The sequence below is a fragment of the Streptomyces sp. NPDC031132 genome, assembly GCF_055570595.1.
The window spans coordinates 76,332-94,909 of the sequence record NZ_JBVIGX010000023.1; the positions used below are offsets into that span (position 1 = coordinate 76,332).

Genomic DNA, 18,578 nt, shown 5'->3' on the forward strand with positions numbered 1-18,578 from the left:
TCATGTTCGTCGCATGGAGAGATCTACGGTTCGCCAAGGGCCGCTTCGCCCTCATGGGCTCGGTCGTACTGCTGATCACGCTGCTGGTCGGCCTGCTGTCCGGGCTCACCGCCGGCCTGGCCCGGGAGAACATCTCGGCCGTCACCGGCCTGCCCGCCACCCACCTGGCCTTCGCCGCGCCGACGGGGGACCAGAACGTGTCGTTCACCAACTCCCAGGTGCCCGAGAAGGCCTGGCAGGCCTGGCGGACGCAGCCCGGCGTCAGGTCGGCGGAGCCGCTCGGCATCCGCACCACCAATGCGGCGGCGGGTGAGCGCACTGCCGCCGTCTCCGTGTTCGGCGTCGACCCGGCCGGGCCCCTCCCGCCGCGCGGCAGCGGCCTCGCCCAGGGGCAGGTGGTCCTCACCGAGAAGGCCGCGAAGGAACTCGGCGGCCTCGCCGCCGGCGGCAAGCTGAAGATCGGCCCGCTCGAGCTGACCGTGGCCGCCGTCTCCGGCACCGCCGCCTACAGCCACACGCCCGTCGTCTGGACGGACCTGGGCGACTGGCAGCGCATCGGCAACCCCGGCACCTCCCTCGACACCCTCGCCACCGTGGTCGCGCTCGACACGGCAAGCTCCGCCGACCTCGCCGCCGGCGACGAGGCGGCCGGCACCAAGGCCCGGACCGTCGACGAGGCCCTCGGCGCCATAGGGTCCTACCAGGCCGAGAACGGCTCGCTCCAGCTCATGCGCGGCTTCCTCTTCGTCATCTCCGCCCTGGTCATAGGCGCCTTCTTCACCGTGTGGACGATCCAGCGCAGCGGGGACGTCGCCGTGCTGAAGGCACTGGGCGCCTCCACCCCGTACCTGCTCAAGGACGCGCTCGGCCAGGCCGTGGTCATGCTCGCGATCGGCACCGGGCTCGGTACGGCGCTCGCCGCCGGGTTCGGCGCCCTGATCAGCGGGGGCGACGTGCCGTTCGTCCTCGACACCGCGACCGTGCTGGTGCCCGCCGCGATCATGATCGTGCTCGGCGCGCTGGGTGCGGCCCTGTCCATCCGGCGGATCACCGCCGTCGACCCCCTGACCGCCCTCGGGAGCGCCCGATGACCCTTCTCGTGCACGACGTCACGCTCACCTACCCGGACGGCGAGAGCCGGCTCACCGCCCTCGACCGGGTTCGGCTGGACGTGCCCGCGGGCACGCTGACCGCGGTGATCGGCCCCTCCGGTTCCGGCAAGTCCAGCCTGCTGGCGGTCGCGGCCACCCTGGTCACCCCGGACTCCGGGAAGGTGGTGGTGGCCGGCCAGGACACCGCGCGGCTGAGCGCGGCCGAGAAGTCGGCCCTGCGCCGCGAGAAGATCGGCATCGTCTTCCAGCAGCCGAACCTGCTGGCCTCGCTCACCGCCGCCGAGCAGCTCCAGGTGATGGCGCACCTCTCGGGCCGCCCGTCGCGGACGCTGCGCCGCCGCGCGCTGGAACTGCTGGACGCGGTGGGCCTGGCCGACAAGGCCGACAAGCGCCCCCACCAGCTCTCCGGCGGCCAGCGCCAGCGCGTCAACATCGCCCGCGCCCTGATGAACGAGCCGGCCGTGCTCCTGGTCGACGAGCCCACGAGCGCCCTGGACCACGAGCGCGGGGCGGCCGTCCTCGACCTGCTGGTCACGCTGACCCGCGAGCGCTCCACCGCGACCGTGCTGGTCACCCACGACCACGCGCACCTGGAGCGGATGGACCGCACGGCGACGATGACGGACGGCCGCCTGACGCAGGCGGCGTCGGAGGAGTCCGTCCCGGCCGCCTGAGCACCCGTACGCGAGGTACGTACGCGAAGGCCCCGGCCCCCCTCGCACCAGAGGGGGCCGGGGCCTTCGTACGTACGCGCGCTCAGGCGGCCGGGACGGAACCTACGCCGGGTTCTGGCTCTGCAGGGCCACGGACAGGTCGGCCGCGACGTTCTGCAGGATCGGCACGAAGGACTCGGCCACGGCCTCGGTCACCCGGCCGGCCGGACCCGAGATGGAGATCGCGGCGGCGGTCGGCGAGTTCGGCACCGACACGGCCAGGCAGCGGACTCCTATCTCCTGCTCGTTGTCGTCGACCGCGTAGCCCGCCTTGCGGACCTGCTCCAGGGCCTCCAGGAAGCCCTCCGGCGTGGTGATGGTCTTCTCGGTCGCGGCCGGCATCCCGGTGCGCGCCAGCAGGGCCCGTACCTCGTCCGCGGGGGTGTACGCGAGCAGCGCCTTGCCCACGCCGGTGGAGTGCGGCAGCACCCGGCGGCCGACCTCGGTGAACATGCGCATGGAGTGCTTGGACGGCACCTGGGCGACGTAGACGATCTCGTCCCCGTCGAGCAGGGCCATGTTCGCCGTCTCGCCGGTCTCCTCGACCAGACGGGCGAGGTAGGGCCGCGCCCAGGTCCCCAGCAGGCGCGACGCGGACTCGCCGAGGCGGATCAGCCGGGGGCCGAGGGAGTACCGTCGATTGGGCTGCTGCCGGACGTAGCCGCATGCCACGAGGGTGCGCATGAGGCGGTGGATGGTCGGCAGCGGGAGACCGCTGGCGGTGGAGAGCTCGCTCAGGCCGACCTCGCCCCCGGCATCGGCCATGCGTTCGAGCAGATCGAAGGCGCGCTCAAGGGACTGGACGCCACCGCTGGCGGCGGTGGGCTTGGCGGAAGCGTCGGTGGTGCTGGCGCTGGACGTCGGCACGGCGCGGTCCTTTCGGTGCTGGCAGGCAAGGAAGCAGCCTACCGGTCGGTCGGCGTCGGCCCTAGAGCCGGGTCGAAGCCTTCCCCGCCGGTCAGAGGGGGTTTGTCCGGGTGGTGGACGTCCTCGGGAAGTTACCCGTCCGCCCCCGGTGGTGATAGCTACATTCTGGATAGTGAAATCTTAATTCCATCCTGTGGAAACATCCAATTGCGGCTCCGGTGTGTCAGTGCTCTGTCCGGGCGCTCTTGACTGGCTCCGGATCGGCGGCGAGACTCCGTCAACAGAACGTTGAATTTCGCTCTGTGGAAGTAGATGGGGAGGTTCCGGCGTGTCCGACGACGTGGAACTGGTACTGCGCTCGACTCGCGTCATCACCCCCGGGGGGACGCGTGCCGCTTCGGTCGCCGTCGCCGCCGGGAAGATCGTCGCCGTACTGCCGCACGACGCCGAGGTGCCGGCCGGCGCCCGGCTCGAGGACTTCGGCGACGACGTCCTGCTCCCCGGCCTGGTGGACACCCACGTGCACGTGAACGACCCGGGCCGCACCGAGTGGGAGGGCTTCTGGACGGCCACCCGCGCCGCCGCGGCCGGAGGCGTCACGACGATCCTCGACATGCCGCTGAACTCCCTGCCGCCGACCACCACGGTCGACCACCTCCGTGTCAAGCAGGAGGTGGCCCGCACCAAGGCGCACGTGGACGTCGGCTTCTGGGGCGGCGCCCTGCCGGACAACGTCAAGGACCTGCGCCCGCTGCACGACGCCGGCGTCTACGGCTTCAAGTGCTTCCTGTCGCCCTCCGGCGTCGACGAGTTCCCCGAGCTCGACCAGGAGCAGCTGGCCACCTCCCTCGCCGAGATCACCGGCTTCGGCGGCCTGATGATCGTGCACGCCGAGGACCCGCACCACCTGGACTCCGCGCCGGTCGTCCCCGGCCCCAAGTACGCCGACTTCCTCGCCTCCCGGCCGCGCGACGCCGAGAACACCGCGATCGGGAACCTGATCGCCCAGGCGAAGCGGCTGAACGCGCGCGTCCACGTCCTGCACCTGTCCTCCTCCGACGCGCTGCCGCTGATCGCCGCCGCCAAGGCCGAGGGCGTCCGGATCACCGTCGAGTCCTGCCCGCACTACCTCACCCTCACGGCCGAGGAAGTGCCGGACGGCGCCAGCGAGTTCAAGTGCTGCCCGCCCATCCGCGAGGCCGCCAACCAGGACCTCCTGTGGGACGCGCTCGCCGACGGCACCATCGACTGCATCGTCTCCGACCACTCGCCCTCCACGGCGGACTTGAAGACGGACGACTTCGCCACCGCGTGGGGCGGCATCTCCTCCCTGCAGCTCGGCCTGCCGGCCATCTGGACCGAGGCACGGCGCCGCGGACACACCCTCGAGGACGTCGTGCGCTGGATGTCCGCCGCCCCGGCCGCCCTCGCGGGCCTCGCCGACAAGGGCGCGATCGAAGCCGGCCGCGACGCCGACTTCGCCGTGCTGGCCCCCGAAGAGACCTTCACCGTGGATCCCGCGGAACTGCACCACCGCAACCGGGTCACGGCGTACGCGGGCAAGACCCTGCACGGCGTCGTGAAGTCCACCTGGCTGCGCGGTACGCAGATCGCCGACCACGGCACCCCGACCGAGCCCACGGGCCGACTTCTCGAAAGGCAGAACTGACCAGTGGCGATTCCTTCTTTCACCGGTAACGCGAACCCGTACGGAGGCGGCGACCCGTACGCGGACTACCGCACCGCGGACTTCCCGTTCACCCAGTACGCGAACCTCGCCGCCCGTGAGCTGGGCGCCGGTGTCACCTTCGCCAACGACGAGTTCTTCGCGCAGCGCGAGAACCTGCTCATCGCCGAGGCCGCGCACTTCGACCCCGAGCACTTCGGCCACAAGGGCAAGATCATGGACGGCTGGGAGACCCGCCGCCGCCGCGGCGTCTCCGCCACCCAGCCCTGGCCGACCCCCGAGGACCACGACTACGCGCTGGTCCGCCTCGGCGCCCCCGGCGTGATCCGCGGCATCGTCGTCGACACCGCCCACTTCCGCGGCAACATGCCGCAGGCCGTCTCCATCGAGGGCACCAACTGGGAAGGCGCCCTCGCGCCGACCCCGGAGGAGCTCCTCGGCGACGACGTCAAGTGGACGACCCTCGTCGCGCGCACCCCGGTCGGCGGCCACGCGGCCAACGGTTTCGAGGTCGCGGCCGAGCAGCGCTTCACGCACCTGCGCGTCAACCAGCACCCCGACGGCGGCATCGCCCGCCTGCGCGTGTACGGCGAGGTCGTACCGGACCCGGCGTGGCTGGCCACCCTCGGCACGTTCGACGTCGTCGCCCTGGAGAACGGCGGCTCCGTCCAGGACGCCTCCAACCGCTTCTACTCCCCGCCGACCAACACCATCAACCCGGGCCGCTCCCGCAAGATGGACGACGGCTGGGAGACCGCGCGCCGCCGCGACAACGGCAACGACTGGATCCGCTACCAGCTGGTGGCCGACTCCGAGATCCGCGCCGTCGAGATCGACACCGCCTACCTCAAGGGCAACTCGGCCGGCTGGGCCTCGCTGTCCGTCAAGTCCGGCGAGGAGGGCGAGTGGACGGAGTTCCTGCCGCGCACCCGCCTGCAGCCCGACACCAACCACCGCTTCGTACTGGACACCCCGGCGGTCGGGACCCACGTGCGGATCGACATCTTCCCGGACGGCGGCTTCTCCCGCCTGCGCCTGTACGGCTCGCTGACCGAGGCCGGCGCGGCCGCGCTGACCGCCCGCCACCAGGAGCTGGGCGGCTGATCCCGCCCCCGTGACTGCCCCGGGGGCCGACACCCCCGGGGCCCGCACGGCCCGACGGGGCGCACCGCAGCAGCGGCGCGCCCCGTCGGCGTATCCGCGCGGGCGTCAGGCCGCGTGGCCGCCGTCCACCGCGAACTCGGCCCCCGTCACATAGGCGGCGTCCGGACCCGCGAGGAAGGACACCAGGGCCGCCACCTCCTGCGCGGTGCCGAAGCGGCCGAGGGCCGTCATCGCGCTCTGCGCGGCGGCGTAGGGGCCGTCCGCCGGGTTCATGTCGGTGTCCACCGGGCCCGGGTGCACGAGGTTCGCGGTGATGCCGCGCCCGCCGAGCTCCCGCGCCAGCGCCTTGTTCAGGCCGATCAGCGCGGCCTTGCTCATCGCGTACAGGGTGCCGCCCGGGCCGGGGACCCGCGCGGCCATGCAGCTGCCGATGGTGACGATCCGGCCGCCGGGGCCCATCCGGGCGGCCGCGGCCTGGGTGGTCAGGAACACGCCGCGCACGTTGACCGCCAGGACCCGGTCCACATCGGCCAGGGTCAGGGAGTCCAGCGGCCCGAGTACGCCGATGCCCGCGTTGTTGACGAGGGCGTCGATCCGCCCCAGGCCCCGTACGGTCTCCTCCACAGCGGCGACCGCCTGCGCCGGGTCGCCCACGTCGGCCCGGACCGCCAGGGCGCGCCGGCCGAGCGCCTCGATCTTTCCCACGACCTCGGCCGCGGTCTGCGCGCCGTTGACGTAGGTGAGCGCGACGTCGACGCCGTCCTCCGCCAGCCGCAGGGCGGTGGCCGCCCCGATGCCGCGGCTGCCGCCGGTCACCAGTGCCACCACCGCGTCGTTGGTGCTCATGGTCCTGCTCCCTGCTCTCGCCCGATAGGTCGTTGCGGGTTCAATGAAATCGGGGGAGGGGAGCGGGCGCTGGCGGGAATCGGACCTCGCGTTCGCGCGCGCCGCCCCGATGAGCTCCGGGGCTGCCGGGAGTCTGAACCCGTGCAAGGGGAACCCGGGCAGAGGGATCCCGTGCAGGAGACACCGGACGCAAGGAGCACAGAGCCATGGGCAAGCTGACCCTCACCACCTTCGTGACCCTCGACGGCGTGATGCAGGCCCCCGGCGGGCCGGAGGAGGACCCCGGCGGCGGGTTCCAGTACGGCGGCTGGCTGCCGCCGTTCTACGACGAGGGCGTGGGCGCGTTCACCACCGAGCTGTTCGACCGGGCCGCGGCCTTCCTGCTCGGGCGCCGGACGTACGAGATCTTCGCCGACTACTGGCCGAAGAGGACCGACCCCACGGACCCGATCGCGAGCCGGCTGAACGGCCTGCCGAAGTACGTGGCCTCGACCACGCTCAAGGATCCGGCCTGGGCGGGGACCACCGTCATCGACGGCGAGCAGCTCCAGAGCGAGATCGTGCGGATCAAGGACGGGCTGGAGGGGCACCGCGAGCTCCAGGTGCACGGCAGCGGACAGTTGGCCCAATGGCTGCTGGTACGGGACCTCGTGGACGAGCTGAACCTCGAGGTGTACCCCGTCTTCCTGGGCGCCGGCCGGCGGCTGTTCCCGACGGGAGGCCTGCCCACGGCCTACGAACTGGTCGCCTCGCGCACGACGCCGAACGGCGCCGCCATCCTCACGTACCGCCCGACGGGCCGGGCCGCCTTCGGCACCTTCGGCTGATCCGGAAGGGACCGCGCGGACACCGACCGGGGCCCCGGCGGGACCCGGTGAAACCGCTCGACCGCCATGATCGGCTCGGGTACGGTGAGCCGCGCCCGAGGGAGCCGCCGGAGTCTCCACCCGCTTCACGCCGATGGAGAGTCCCTGGTGAGCTCGTCCGCCCTCCTTGCACGCACCGCCGCCCCCCGCCGGGCCTGGCTCGCCGATCTGCCCGTCCTGGCCGTCGCCGTCGTCTGGGGCGGCAGCTATCTCGCCGCCAAGGGCATCACCACGGGCCACACCGTGATCGCCGTCCTCGTGCTGCGCTTCGCGCTCGTGCTGCCCGTGCTCGCCGTCGCCGGGTGGCGGCGGCTGCGGGCGCTCACCGCCGGGCAGTTGCGCGGCGCGGGCCTGCTGGGGTTCGTCCTCGGCGGGATCTTCCTGCTGGAGACCTACGGGGTCGTCCACACCTCCGCCACCAATGCCGGGCTGATCATCAGCCTGACCATGATCTTCACCCCGCTCGCCGAGGCCGCCGTACGGCGCAAGGCCCCCTCGGGCGCCTTCCTGGCGGGCGCCGCGGCCTCCGTCGCCGGGGTCGTCCTGCTCACCCAGGGCGCCGGGTTCACGGTCCCCGGCCTCGGCGACCTGCTCATCCTCGGCGCGGCGCTCGCCCGGACCCTGCACGTCCTGCTGATGGCACGGATCAAGGCCGTCCAGGACGCCGACTCGCTGTCGCTGACCACCGTTCAGTTCGGCGGCGCCGTGCTCGTCTTCGCCGTTCTGGCCGCCGTGCCGGGCACCGGGGACGGCCCCTGGGCGGCCGCCGCCGGCTTCGGGGCCGCCGAGTGGGCGGGGCTCGCCTTCCTCTCCGTCTTCTGCACCCTCTTCGCCTTCTTCGTGCAGATGTGGGCCGTACGGCGCTCTTCGCCCTCCCGGGTCAGCCTGCTGCTCGGCACCGAACCCCTGTGGGCGGCCGCGGCCGGCATCGCCATCGGCGGCGAACACCTCGGACCGGCCGGCCTCGCGGGCGCCGTCCTCGTCCTCGGAGGTACCGCCTGGGGGCGGCGCGCCATGGCCGGATGATCCAGAGCGCGAGTGACCGGAAATCGCCGGGTCCCGTACTGAGCAGTCACATTAATGTGACTGCATGCCACAACCGGACATCAGCGTGAGCGACGCAGACTTCCACGCCGACCCCTACTCCTTCTACGCCCGGCTGCGCGAGGCGGGACCGGTGCACCAAGTCGAGGTCACGGCCGCCGAGTACGCGCCCACCTTCCTGGTCGTCGGCTACGAAGAGGCCCGCCACGCCCTCAACCACCCGGGTCTGTCGAAGAACTGGATCAGCAGCGCCGTCCTGCCGGGTGTCGCGACCACCCCCGCCAACAGCAACATGCTGGAGGCCGACCCGCCGCACCACACCCGGCTGCGCCGCCTGGTCGCCCGCGAGTTCACCGCCCGCCGCGTGCAGGCCATGCGCCCCCGCGTCCAGCAGATCACCGACGATCTGCTCGACGCGATGGCAGACCGCCCGCAGCGCACCGCCGACCTGATCAAGGCCCTGGCCTTCCCGCTGCCCATGACCGTCATCGGCGAACTCCTCGGCGTTCCCGACCTGGACCGCGAGCGCTTCAGCTACTGGTCCAAGGAGGTCCTCGCACCCACCTCCGTCACCCCGAGCACCACCGCGCACCAGAAGCTCGCCGACTACCTCGCGGAGCTCGTCGAGGCCAAGGCCGACGACCCCGGCGAGGACCTGCTCAGCGCGCTCATCCGGACCCGGGACGAGGACGGCGACGCGCTGTCGCCCGACGAGCTGATCGGCATGGCCTTCCTGCTGCTGATCGCCGGCCACGAGACCACCGTCAACCTCATCTCCAACGGCACGCGCGCCCTGCTGGCCCACCCGGACCAGCTGGCCGCCCTGCGCGCGGACTACGACGGCCTGCTCGACGGGGCCGTCGAAGAGATGCTCCGCTACGACGGCCCGGTGCAGAACACCACCTACCGCTACGCCCGCGAGGACATGGAGATAGGCGGCACCACCGTCCCGGCCGGAGCCACCGTCCTCGTCTCGCTCGCCGGCGCGGACCGCGACCCCGTGCGCTACGAGGCCCCCGACACGTTCGACGTCCGGCGCGCCCCGCAGGGCCACCTCGCCTTCGGGCACGGACTGCACTTCTGCATCGGCGCCCCGCTGGCCCGGATGGAGGGCCGCATTGCGATCCGCGGGCTGCTGGAGCGCTTCCCGGACCTCGCCGAGGACCCGGCCGGGGAGGCGCCGACGTACATCGGGGGCAGCCTGATCCGGGGCGTGACCCGGCTGCCGGTGCGCTGGTAGCCGCCGCCCGTGGCCGATTCCGTACCGCGTCCCTCCCCGGGGCGCCTACAGGTCCGGGAGCTCCGTCATCCGGACCGGGCGGCGCTCCCGGCGCGACAGCTCACAGGCCTCCGCGATCCGCAGCGCGGCCAGCGCCTCCCGGCCGTCGCACGGGTTGGGGCCCTCGCCGCGCACCAGCCGGACGAAAGCCGCCAGCTCCGCCTCGTACGCGGGGGCGAACCGCTCCAGGAACCCCGTCCAGGGCTTGCTCGCCGGGGGCGGGCCCTGCGGTTCGGTCGAGGCGATCGGCGTACGGTCGTCCAGCCCGGAGGAGACCTGGTCGAGCTCCCCGGCCAGCTCCATCCGCACGTCGTACCCGGCGCCGTTGCACCGGGTGCCCGTACAGGTGGCCAGGGTCCCGTCGTCCAGGGTGAGGAGGGCGACGGCGGTGTCCACGTCGCCGACCTCGCGGAACATCGCCGGACCCGCGTCGGAACCGGTCGCGTAGACCTCCGTCACCTCGTGGCCGGTCACCCAGCGGACCATGTCGAAGTCGTGCACCAGGCAGTCCCGGTACAGGCCCCCGGACGTCGCCAGGTACGCGGCGGGCGGCGGCGCCGGATCGGCGGTCATCGTCCGCACGGTGTGCAGCCGGCCCAGGGCTCCGGAGCGCACCAGCTCCCGGGCCGTGCGGCAGCCCGCGTCGAAGCGGCGCATGAACCCCAGCTGGAGCACCCCGTCCGCGGCGGTCACCTCGCGCAGTACGGCCAGCGTCCGGGCGAGGTCGGTGGCCAGGGGCTTCTCGCAGAACACCGGGAGCCCGCCGCGGACCGCCCGCAGGACCAGCTCCGCGTGCCCGTCGGTGGCGCAGGCGACGACCACGGCGTCCACGCCCCACTTGAAGACCTGCTCCACGGAGGGCGCGGCAGTCGCCCCCAGCCGGTCGGCCACGCGCGCCGCCCGCGCGGGGACGGCGTCGGCGAGCAGCAGCGAGCCGGCGTCCGGGTGGCGGGCCAGTGCCGCCGCGTGGAAGGAGCCGATCCGGCCCGTTCCGATCACCCCGATGCGCATGCACTCAAACTGACCCCGTCAGGGGGAGCTGTCAATCTGCCCGGAGAGGTCATCGATGGCACAGTTGGCCCAGATCGCCTCGAAGGCCCCGATGACCGCACATGGTCCACTGTGGCGGATACTGAGCGGCTGGAACCGTATTGACCGCTTTGACGGCAGCAGACGGCAGAAGACACGGCACGAGGGAAGGGCACGCAGACGTGGCTAGGGTTCGGACAGGGGTACGCGTCGTGGGCGCGGTGCTCGCGACGGTACTGGGAGCCTCCCTCGTGGGCTGCAGCAGCACGGGCGGCAAGCGTGCCGAGGACCGGGCGAAGGCCGCCCAGGCGGGCCGGCCCGCCGTCTCCACCCCGCGCTGGACCTTCGCGATGGTCACCCACGCGGGCGACGGCGACACCTTCTGGGACATCGTCCAGAAGGGCGCCAAGGAGGCCGCGGCGAAGGACAACATCAACTTCGTCTACGCCCACGACGACCAGGCACAGCAGCAAGCCCAATTCGTGCAGAACGCCATCGACCAGAAGGTCGACGGGATCGTGGTGAGCCTGGCCAAGCCCGAGGCGCTCAAGGACGTCATCGCCAAGGCCGTCAAGGCCGGCATCCCGGTGATCACGGTCAACTCCGGATCCGCACAGTCCGCCGCGTACGGGGCGCTCACCCACATCGGCCAGGACGAGACGATCGCCGGCGAGGCGGTCGGCACCGAGCTGACCAAGCGCGGCAAGAAGAAGGCCGTCTGCGTCCTGCACGAGCAGGGCAACGTCGGCCACGAGCAGCGCTGCGCCGGGGCGAAGAAGACCTTCGACGGCGTCATGGAGAACCTGTACGTCGAGGGCACGAACATGCCCTCCGTCCAGGCGGCCGTCCAGGCGAAGCTCCAGGCAGACCCGTCCGTCGACGCGATCGTCACCCTCGGCGCCCCCTTCGCCCCGACCGCGATCAAGGCGACGGACGCGGCGGGCAGCAAGGCCGAGGTCGACACGTTCGACCTCAACGCGTCCGTCGCCCGCGACCTCGAGTCCGGCGCCCTCGGCTTCGCCGTCGACCAGCAGCCCTACCTCCAGGGCTACGAGGCCATCGACCTGCTCTGGCTGTACCGCTACAACGCGAACGTGCTCGGCGGCGGCCGCCCCGTACTCACCGGACCGCAGATCGTGACGGCCGACGAGGCCGGCAAGCTGGAGGAGTTCATCAAGCGGGGCAGCCGATGAGCACCGCAGCCGTCGACGAGCGGCTCGCCCCGACCTCCCTGGTCCGCAAGCTGCTCGGCCGCCCCGAGCTGGGCGCGGTCGTCGGCGCGGCCGCCGTCTTCGTCTTCTTCTCCTTCGCCGCGCCCAGCTTCCTGCAGGCCTCCAGCCTGAGCACGATCCTGTACTCGGCCTCCACCATCGGGATCATGGCCGTCCCGGTGGCCCTGCTGATGATCGGCGGCGAGTTCGACCTCTCCGCCGGCGTCATGGTCACGACCGCGGCGCTGGTCAGCTCGATGTTCAGCTACCAGATGACCGCCAACGTGTGGGTCGGCGTCGCGGTGTCCCTGCTGGTCACCCTGGCCATCGGCTTCTTCAACGGGTTCATGCTGACGCGTACCAGGCTGCCGAGCTTCATCATCACGCTCGGCACCTTCCTGATGCTGACGGGCCTGAACCTCGGCTTCACCAAGCTGATCAGCGGCTCCGTCTCGACCAAGACCATCGCCGACATGGAGGGCTTCTCCTCCGCCCGCGCGCTCTTCGCCTCGCAGTGGAACATCGGCTCGGTCACCCTCAAGGTCACCATCCTGTGGTGGCTGGCCCTGGTCGCCCTCGCCACCTGGATCCTGCTGCGCACCCGCGCCGGGAACTGGATCTTCGCGGTCGGCGGCGGCGCGGACGCGGCCCGCGCGACCGGCGTCCCGGTCGTCAAGACCCGTATCGGCCTCTACATGGGCGTCGCCCTGTGCGCCTGGATCTCCGGGCAGCACATCCTCTTCTCGTTCGACGTGGTCCAGTCGGGCGAGGGCGTGGGCAACGAGTTCCTGTACATCATCGCGGCCGTCATCGGCGGCTGCCTGATGACCGGCGGCTACGGCTCCGCCATCGGCTCGGCCGTCGGCGCCTTCATCTTCGGCATGACCAGCAACGGCATCGTGTACGCCCAGTGGAACCCGGACTGGTTCAAGTTCTTCCTCGGCGCGATGCTCCTGCTGGCGACGCTGCTCAACGCATGGGTCCGCAAGCGGGCGGAGGCGAAGTGATGACCCAGACCGTGTCCAAGACCGCGGACGGGCAGAGCCCCGCGTCGGCGCTCGTGAAGATGACCGACGTCAGCAAGTACTACGGCAACATCCGCGCGCTCCAGGGGGTCTCCCTGGAGGTCCACGCCGGCGAGATCACCTGCGTCCTCGGCGACAACGGCGCCGGCAAGTCCACCCTCATCAAGATCATCGCGGGGCTGCACCGGCACGACGCGGGCAGCTTCGAGATCGAGGGCGAGGGGACGGCGCTCGCCAACCCGCGCGCCGCGCTCGACCACGGCATCGCCACCGTCTACCAGGACCTGGCCGTCGTCCCGCTCATGCCGGTCTGGCGGAACTTCTTCCTCGGCTCCGAGCCGACCAAGGGCCGCGGCCCCTTCCGCCGCCTCGACGTGGAGCTCATGCGCGAGACCACCCGCGCCGAGCTGCTGCGCATGGGCATCGACCTGCGCGACGTGGACCAGCCGATCGGCACCCTGTCCGGAGGTGAGCGGCAGTGCGTGGCGATCGCCCGCGCCGTCCACTTCGGCGCGAAGGTCCTCGTCCTCGACGAGCCCACCGCCGCCCTCGGCGTGAAGCAGTCCGGTGTGGTCCTCAAGTACGTCGCGGCCGCCCGTGACGCAGGCCTCGGCGTGGTCCTCATCACCCACAACCCGCACCACGCCTACCTGGTCGGGGACCGGTTCGTGCTGCTCAAGCGCGGCATCATGGCAGGCAGCCACACCCGCGACTCGATCACCCTGGACGAGCTCACCCGGCAGATGGCGGGCGGCTCCGAGCTGGACGAGCTGAGCCACGAGCTGGAGCGGGTGGCAGAATCAGGACCGGACCACCCGTCCGGGGCAGCCGATCCGGCGTCCGGCACCACCGCACCCTGAGGGACGACACGACTCGATGAGCACGTACCGGGACTTTGCGCTCACCCACCGGGGGTCCGCGCGAGGCACCGTCCTGCGGACCATCGGGACCCGTGAGCGCCGGTCGCACCTGACCGCCCCGCGCGTCCCGACCGTCGGCATCGACATCGGCGGCACCAAGGTGATGGCCGGCGTCGTCGACGCCGACGGGATCATCCTGGAGAAGATCCGGACCGAGACCCCCGACAAGTCCAAGAGCCCCAAGGTCGTCGAGGACACCATCGTCGAGCTGGTGCTCGACCTGTCCGACCGCCACGACGTCCACGCCGTGGGCATCGGTGCGGCCGGCTGGGTCGACGCCGACCGCTCCCGGGTGCTGTTCGCACCCCACCTGGCCTGGCGCGACGAGCCGCTGCGCGACGCGCTGCAGTCCCGGCTCGCGGTCCCGGTCATGGTGGACAACGATGCCAACACCGCCGCCTGGGCCGAGTGGCGCTTCGGCGCCGGGCGCGGCGAGGACCACCTCGTCATGATCACCCTCGGCACCGGCATCGGCGGCGCGATCCTCGAGGGCGGCCAGGTCAAGCGCGGCCGGTTCGGGGTGGCCGGCGAGTTCGGCCACATGCAGGTCGTCCCCGGCGGCCACCGCTGCCCGTGCGGCAACCGCGGCTGCTGGGAGCAGTACAGCTCCGGGAACGCCCTGGTCCGCGAGGCCCGCGAGCTGGCCGCCGCCGACTCGCCGGTCGCGTACAACATCATCGCCAAGGTCGGCGGCAACGTCTCGGAGATCACCGGGCCGCTCATCACCGAGCTGGCCCGCGAGGGCGACGCGATGTGCGTCGAGCTCCTGGAGGACATCGGCCAGTGGCTCGGCGTCGGCATCGCCAACCTCGCCGCCGCCCTCGACCCGTCCTGCTTCGTCATCGGCGGCGGTGTCAGCGCCGCCGACGACCTGCTGATCGGGCCCGCGCGGGACGCCTTCCGCCGCCACCTCACCGGCCGCGGCTACCGTCCCGAGGCCCGCATCGCCAAGGCCCAGCTCGGCCCCGAGGCCGGCATGGTCGGGGCCGCCGACCTGGCCCGGCTCGTCGCCCGCCGCTTCCGCCGCGCCACGCGCCGGCGCGTCGAGCGGTACGAGCGCTACGCGCAGTGGGGCCTGATCGACTCCCCGGCCACCGCGGAGCGCAAGGCCGCGGACGCCAAGGCCGCCGAGGCCAAGGCCGCAGACTCCAAGGCCGCAGACCCCACGACCGCGGACCTCACGGACGGGGACACGCAGTGACACCGCCCACCCTGCCCCGCCAGGCGCCCGCCCCCGACGAGGGCGGCACGCCGCTCCCGGCCGAGGACCGCAAGCACGTCGTCCGGCGCCGCTGGATCACGGCGATCATCATCCTGCTGCTGGTCGGCGTGCCCGCCGGCTACCTCGCCGTGTCCGCCCAGCAGAGCCGCGAGAGCGGCCGCGACAAGGCCGCCAAGGTCGGCGCGACCAAAGTGCGCCCCGGCTGGCCGTCCAAGGTGCAGCGCAGCATCTACGAGGTGCCGATCCCGCCGAAGGCCTGGCGCGTCGGGTTCCTCGAGACCAACAACTGGCGCACCAGCCGGCTGTACGTGCAGTTCGCCGTCACCCCTGCCGACCTGGACGCCTTCCTCGCCGAGGTCGGCACCAGCCGGGCCGAGCTGAGCCGCGAGGTCTCCGTCGGGGCGCACGACGCCGCGGTCGCGGGCTGGAGCTGGGGCCCGCAGAACTCCTGGTACGGCACCACCCTGGAGCAGCCGAACCCGCGCCCGACCCGGGACGTCACGGTCGACCTCACGGACCCGGAGAAGCCCCGGGTCTACGTGGTGTCCACGGCGACCCCGTAGCGGCCCGCCCGACAGCCCCCTGGTACCGCTCCCGTGGCCGCGTCCTCCCGCCGCTAGCCTGGGATCATGAAGCTCACCAAGCGGCTGCACTCCTGTGTCCAACTGGAGAAGGACGGGCGTGTGCTCGTCATCGACCCGGGCGCCTTCAGCGAGCCCGACGCGGGGCTCGGGGCGGAAGCCCTGCTCGTCACGCACGAGCACCCCGACCACTTCGACGAGGGCCGGCTGCGGGCCGCGCTCGACGCGAACCCGGCCGCCGCGCTGTGGACGCTGCGCAGCGTCGCGGAGCGGCTGGCCCCGGCCTACCCGGGCCGCGTGCACACCGTCGGCCACGGCGACGCCTTCACCGCCGCCGGGTTCGAGGTCCAGGTGCACGGCGAGCTGCACGCCGTGATCCACCCGGACATCCCGCAGGTCACCAATGTCGGCTACCTGGTGGAGGGTTCGCTGTTCCACCCCGGTGACGCGCTGACGGTGCCCGAGGTGCCCGTGGACACCCTGATGCTGCCGGTGCACGCGCCCTGGAACAAGGTCGCCGAGGTGATCGACTACCTGCGCGAGGTCAAGCCGCGCCGGGCCATCGACATCCACGACGCCTACCTCTCGGACATCGCCCGGCCGATCTACGACCACGCCCTGGCCGCCCTGGGCGGCACCCACCACGGGCGGCTCGCCGCCGGGGACGCCGCCGAACTGTGACTGTCGGAGCCGGGCGGTAGGTTGGACGGCATGCGTATCGCCACGTACAACGTCAACTCGATCACCGCCCGGCTGCCGCGCCTGCTGGCCTGGCTGGAGAGCTCCGGCACGGATGCCGTGTGCATCCAGGAGACCAAGTGCTCCGCGGAGCAGTTCCCGCACGAGCAGCTGCGCGAGCTGGGCTACGAGGCGGCCGTCAACGCCACCGGCAGGTGGAACGGGGTGGCCCTGATCTCCAAGGTCGGCCTGGAGGACGTGGTCACGGGCCTGCCCGGCGGCCCCGACTACGAGGGCGTCCAGGAACCCCGGGCGATCTCCGCCACCTGCGGCGGGGTGCGCCTGTGGTCGGTGTACGTGCCGAACGGCCGCGAGGTCGAGCACGACCACTACGGCTACAAGCTGGACTGGTTCCGCTCGCTGACCACCGCCGTCGCCGAAGACGCGGCCGGCCCGCGTCCGTTCGCCGTGCTCGGCGACTTCAACGTGGCCCCCACCGACGAGGACGTCTTCGACCCGGCGGTCTTCGCGGGCCTGACCCACGTGACCCCCGCCGAGCGCGCCGCCCTGGAGGCACTGCGTGCCGCGGGACTCTCCGATGTGCTGCCGCGCCCGCTCAAGTACGACCGTCCGTACACGTACTGGGACTACCGCCAGCTCGCCTTCCCCAAGAACCGGGGCATGCGCATCGACCTGGTCTACGGGAACGAGCCCTTCACCAAGGCCGTCACCGACGCCTACGTCGACCGCGAGGAGCGCAAGGGCAAGGGCGCCTCGGACCACGCCCCGGTCGTCGTGGACCTGGCGCTGGACGCCTAGGGGGCGTCTTGTCGATCAGGCCGGGCTCGCGGCGTCCGGCACGCGCGCTCGCCGCGTTCTCGTCACTCGCCGACGCTCCGCGTCGACTCCCTCCTCGGCCTTGCGATCGCACGCACCGGACGCCGCTCCCTGATCCGGCCTGATCGGCAAGACACCCCCCAGGGGGTGTCCGGCCCGGGCGCCGCGGACGGATCCCGCGCGCCCTGTGGCCAGCGCGGGATCCTGGTGCCAGGCTGGGCGGTATGAACATCCCCTTCCTGGACAACTGGCTGAACCGGCACGCAACGGAACGGGGTGCGGGGCTCGCCGCCGCCCTCACGGAGGACCCCGAGGGCGTCAACGAGTTGTTCTCGGAATGCGAGATGCTGCGCGTCCATGCGCGCGCGGCCGGGCTGGAACTCGACGAGAGCCCGGCCTCGTTGGAGGCGCTCGACCAGCTGATGCCCCGCTGGCGCCGGGACCCTGTGGTCGTGCCCTGGCTCGGCAACGACGCGGGCCTCTACCTCGGGACCGTGATCATCCGGACCAAGCCGGGCTCCGCCTGGCAGGTGTGGCCCAACGGCCAGCCGGTGATCCGCCTGGCCTCGGGCCGCGAGCTGAACGTGGTGGAGTCGGGGGTGTCCTGGGCGATGACCGGATCCCCCGAGCTCTCCCAGGCCTACGCAGAAGCCTCCGAGGGCTGAGCCCTTCCGCGGGATCCTGCGGGCTGTTTCATCACCCCGTGGGCTTTATGCCCTCTTTAGGCGTGTCGAGGCGAAGTGCTCTTCCGCGGCTGGATAGTTTGCGCTGACCTCGAGATTCCGACAGGTGGGCAGGGCAGCGCATGGCCGTCGATCCGTTGATCGAGCTGCGGGACGTCAACAAGCACTACGGGGCGTTGCACGTCCTCCAGGACATCAACCTCACCGTCGGCCGCGGGGAGGTGGTGGTGATCATCGGCCCGTCCGGTTCCGGGAAGTCGACCCTGTGCCGGACCATCAACCGCCTGGAGACCATCGAGTCGGGCACGATCAGGCTCGAGGGCAAGCCGCTGCCCGACGAGGGCAAGGAACTGGCCGCGCTCCGCGCCGACGTCGGGATGGTCTTCCAGTCCTTCAACCTCTTCGCGCACAAGACCGTCCTCGCCAACGTCTCGCTCGCCCAGGTCAAGGTCAGGAACCGCAAGAAGGACGAGGCCGACAAGCGCTCCCGCGAGCTGCTCGCCCGCGTGGGCCTCGCCGACCAGGCGCCGAAGTACCCCGCCCAGCTCTCCGGCGGCCAGCAGCAGCGCGTCGCCATCGCCCGCGCCCTGGCGATGAACCCCAAGGCCCTGCTCTTCGACGAGCCCACCTCCGCCCTCGACCCGGAGATGATCAACGAGGTGCTGGAGGTCATGCGGCAGCTCGCCGCCGACGGCATGACCATGGTCGTGGTCACCCACGAGATGGGCTTCGCACGCTCCGCCGCCAACCGCGTCGTGTTCATGGCCGACGGCAGGATCGTCGAGGACCGGACACCGGAGGCCTTCTTCACCGCCCCCGAGAGCGAACGGGCCAGGGACTTCCTCTCCAAGATCCTCAAGCACTGAGGGGCGGG

At 72.0% G+C, this 18,578-nt stretch carries 19 protein-coding genes; 16 read left to right on the forward strand and 3 right to left on the reverse strand.

What is annotated here, in order from left to right; translation table 11 throughout:
* Positions 1–2: 2 nt before the first annotated feature.
* Complete coding sequence (locus ACZ49B_RS27650; protein ID WP_468311044.1) at positions 3–1,091, forward strand: ABC transporter permease; 1,089 nt, start codon at positions 3–5, stop codon at positions 1,089–1,091.
* Positions 1,088–1,786: an ABC transporter ATP-binding protein gene (locus tag ACZ49B_RS27655; protein ID WP_468311046.1), complete on the forward strand. Its 699-nt coding sequence runs from the start codon at positions 1,088–1,090 to the stop codon at positions 1,784–1,786. The genes ACZ49B_RS27650 and ACZ49B_RS27655 overlap by 4 nt, the downstream gene beginning before the upstream one ends.
* 102 nt (positions 1,787–1,888) lie before the next feature.
* On the opposite strand, the gene ACZ49B_RS27660 is transcribed toward ACZ49B_RS27655, so the two are convergent.
* Positions 1,889–2,692 (reverse strand): IclR family transcriptional regulator, encoded by an 804-nt coding sequence (locus ACZ49B_RS27660; RefSeq protein WP_468311048.1) that lies wholly within the window; start codon positions 2,690–2,692, stop codon positions 1,889–1,891.
* Positions 2,693–3,020: 328 nt separating this feature from the next.
* On the opposite strand from ACZ49B_RS27660, the gene allB reads away from it, so the two are divergent.
* Together allB and alc are read left to right on the forward strand one after the other, a co-directional pair.
* On the forward strand, positions 3,021–4,361 hold the full coding sequence (gene allB, locus ACZ49B_RS27665; RefSeq protein WP_468311050.1) for an allantoinase AllB: 1,341 nt from the start codon (positions 3,021–3,023) through the stop codon (positions 4,359–4,361).
* A gap of 3 nt (positions 4,362–4,364) precedes the next feature.
* Complete coding sequence (alc, locus tag ACZ49B_RS27670; RefSeq protein ID WP_468311052.1) at positions 4,365–5,483, forward strand: allantoicase; 1,119 nt, start codon at positions 4,365–4,367, stop codon at positions 5,481–5,483.
* A 105-nt stretch (positions 5,484–5,588) separates the two neighbouring features.
* Here alc and ACZ49B_RS27675 read toward each other — a convergent pair whose 3' ends face one another.
* Positions 5,589–6,329, reverse strand: a complete 741-nt coding sequence (locus ACZ49B_RS27675) for a 3-oxoacyl-ACP reductase family protein (RefSeq protein WP_468311054.1) — start codon at positions 6,327–6,329, stop codon at positions 5,589–5,591.
* A 206-nt stretch (positions 6,330–6,535) separates the two neighbouring features.
* Between ACZ49B_RS27675 and ACZ49B_RS27680 the strand changes: the two genes are divergently transcribed.
* The 3 genes from ACZ49B_RS27680 (at position 6,536) to ACZ49B_RS27690 (ending at position 9,479) form a co-directional block, all read left to right on the forward strand.
* A complete protein-coding gene (locus ACZ49B_RS27680) occupies positions 6,536–7,156 on the forward strand; it encodes a dihydrofolate reductase family protein (protein ID WP_468311056.1) in 621 nt (206 codons plus the stop codon).
* Between the two features lie 147 nt (positions 7,157–7,303).
* Positions 7,304–8,221 (forward strand): DMT family transporter, encoded by a 918-nt coding sequence (locus tag ACZ49B_RS27685; protein ID WP_468311058.1) that lies wholly within the window; start codon positions 7,304–7,306, stop codon positions 8,219–8,221.
* A gap of 64 nt (positions 8,222–8,285) precedes the next feature.
* Positions 8,286–9,479: a cytochrome P450 family protein gene (locus ACZ49B_RS27690; RefSeq protein ID WP_468311060.1), complete on the forward strand. Its 1,194-nt coding sequence runs from the start codon at positions 8,286–8,288 to the stop codon at positions 9,477–9,479.
* Positions 9,480–9,524: 45 nt separating this feature from the next.
* On the opposite strand, the gene ACZ49B_RS27695 is transcribed toward ACZ49B_RS27690, so the two are convergent.
* Entirely contained in the window at positions 9,525–10,529 is a 1,005-nt protein-coding gene (locus ACZ49B_RS27695; RefSeq protein ID WP_468311062.1) for a Gfo/Idh/MocA family protein, read from the reverse strand.
* A gap of 200 nt (positions 10,530–10,729) precedes the next feature.
* On the opposite strand from ACZ49B_RS27695, the gene ACZ49B_RS27700 reads away from it, so the two are divergent.
* The 9 genes from ACZ49B_RS27700 to ACZ49B_RS27740 all read left to right on the forward strand — a co-directional run bounded on the left by ACZ49B_RS27700 (position 10,730) and on the right by ACZ49B_RS27740 (position 18,570).
* On the forward strand, positions 10,730–11,740 hold the full coding sequence (locus ACZ49B_RS27700) for a sugar ABC transporter substrate-binding protein (RefSeq protein WP_468311064.1): 1,011 nt from the start codon (positions 10,730–10,732) through the stop codon (positions 11,738–11,740).
* A complete protein-coding gene (locus ACZ49B_RS27705; protein WP_468311066.1) occupies positions 11,737–12,765 on the forward strand; it encodes an ABC transporter permease in 1,029 nt (342 codons plus the stop codon). The genes ACZ49B_RS27700 and ACZ49B_RS27705 overlap by 4 nt, the downstream gene beginning before the upstream one ends.
* Positions 12,765–13,643: an ATP-binding cassette domain-containing protein gene (locus ACZ49B_RS27710; RefSeq protein ID WP_468311068.1), complete on the forward strand. Its 879-nt coding sequence runs from the start codon at positions 12,765–12,767 to the stop codon at positions 13,641–13,643. Before ACZ49B_RS27705 ends, ACZ49B_RS27710 begins: the two co-directional genes overlap by 1 nt.
* 16 nt (positions 13,644–13,659) lie before the next feature.
* The gene (locus tag ACZ49B_RS27715) at positions 13,660–14,904 is read left to right on the forward strand and encodes an ROK family glucokinase (RefSeq protein ID WP_468311070.1); all 1,245 of its coding nucleotides are present in this window, start codon (positions 13,660–13,662) and stop codon (positions 14,902–14,904) included.
* Positions 14,901–15,488 carry a hypothetical protein gene (locus tag ACZ49B_RS27720; RefSeq protein ID WP_468311072.1) on the forward strand — a complete coding sequence of 196 codons (588 nt, stop codon included), beginning with the start codon at positions 14,901–14,903 and terminating at the stop codon, positions 15,486–15,488. Before ACZ49B_RS27715 ends, ACZ49B_RS27720 begins: the two co-directional genes overlap by 4 nt.
* A 66-nt stretch (positions 15,489–15,554) precedes the next feature.
* Positions 15,555–16,187 carry an MBL fold metallo-hydrolase gene (locus ACZ49B_RS27725; protein WP_468311074.1) on the forward strand — a complete coding sequence of 211 codons (633 nt, stop codon included), beginning with the start codon at positions 15,555–15,557 and terminating at the stop codon, positions 16,185–16,187.
* A 30-nt stretch (positions 16,188–16,217) separates the two neighbouring features.
* On the forward strand, positions 16,218–17,003 hold the full coding sequence (locus ACZ49B_RS27730) for an exodeoxyribonuclease III (RefSeq protein WP_468311076.1): 786 nt from the start codon (positions 16,218–16,220) through the stop codon (positions 17,001–17,003).
* A gap of 242 nt (positions 17,004–17,245) precedes the next feature.
* A complete protein-coding gene (locus tag ACZ49B_RS27735; RefSeq protein ID WP_468311078.1) occupies positions 17,246–17,686 on the forward strand; it encodes a DUF6278 family protein in 441 nt (146 codons plus the stop codon).
* Between the two features lie 140 nt (positions 17,687–17,826).
* Positions 17,827–18,570 (forward strand): amino acid ABC transporter ATP-binding protein, encoded by a 744-nt coding sequence (locus ACZ49B_RS27740; RefSeq protein ID WP_468311079.1) that lies wholly within the window; start codon positions 17,827–17,829, stop codon positions 18,568–18,570.
* The last annotated feature ends 8 nt before the right edge of the window (positions 18,571–18,578 follow it).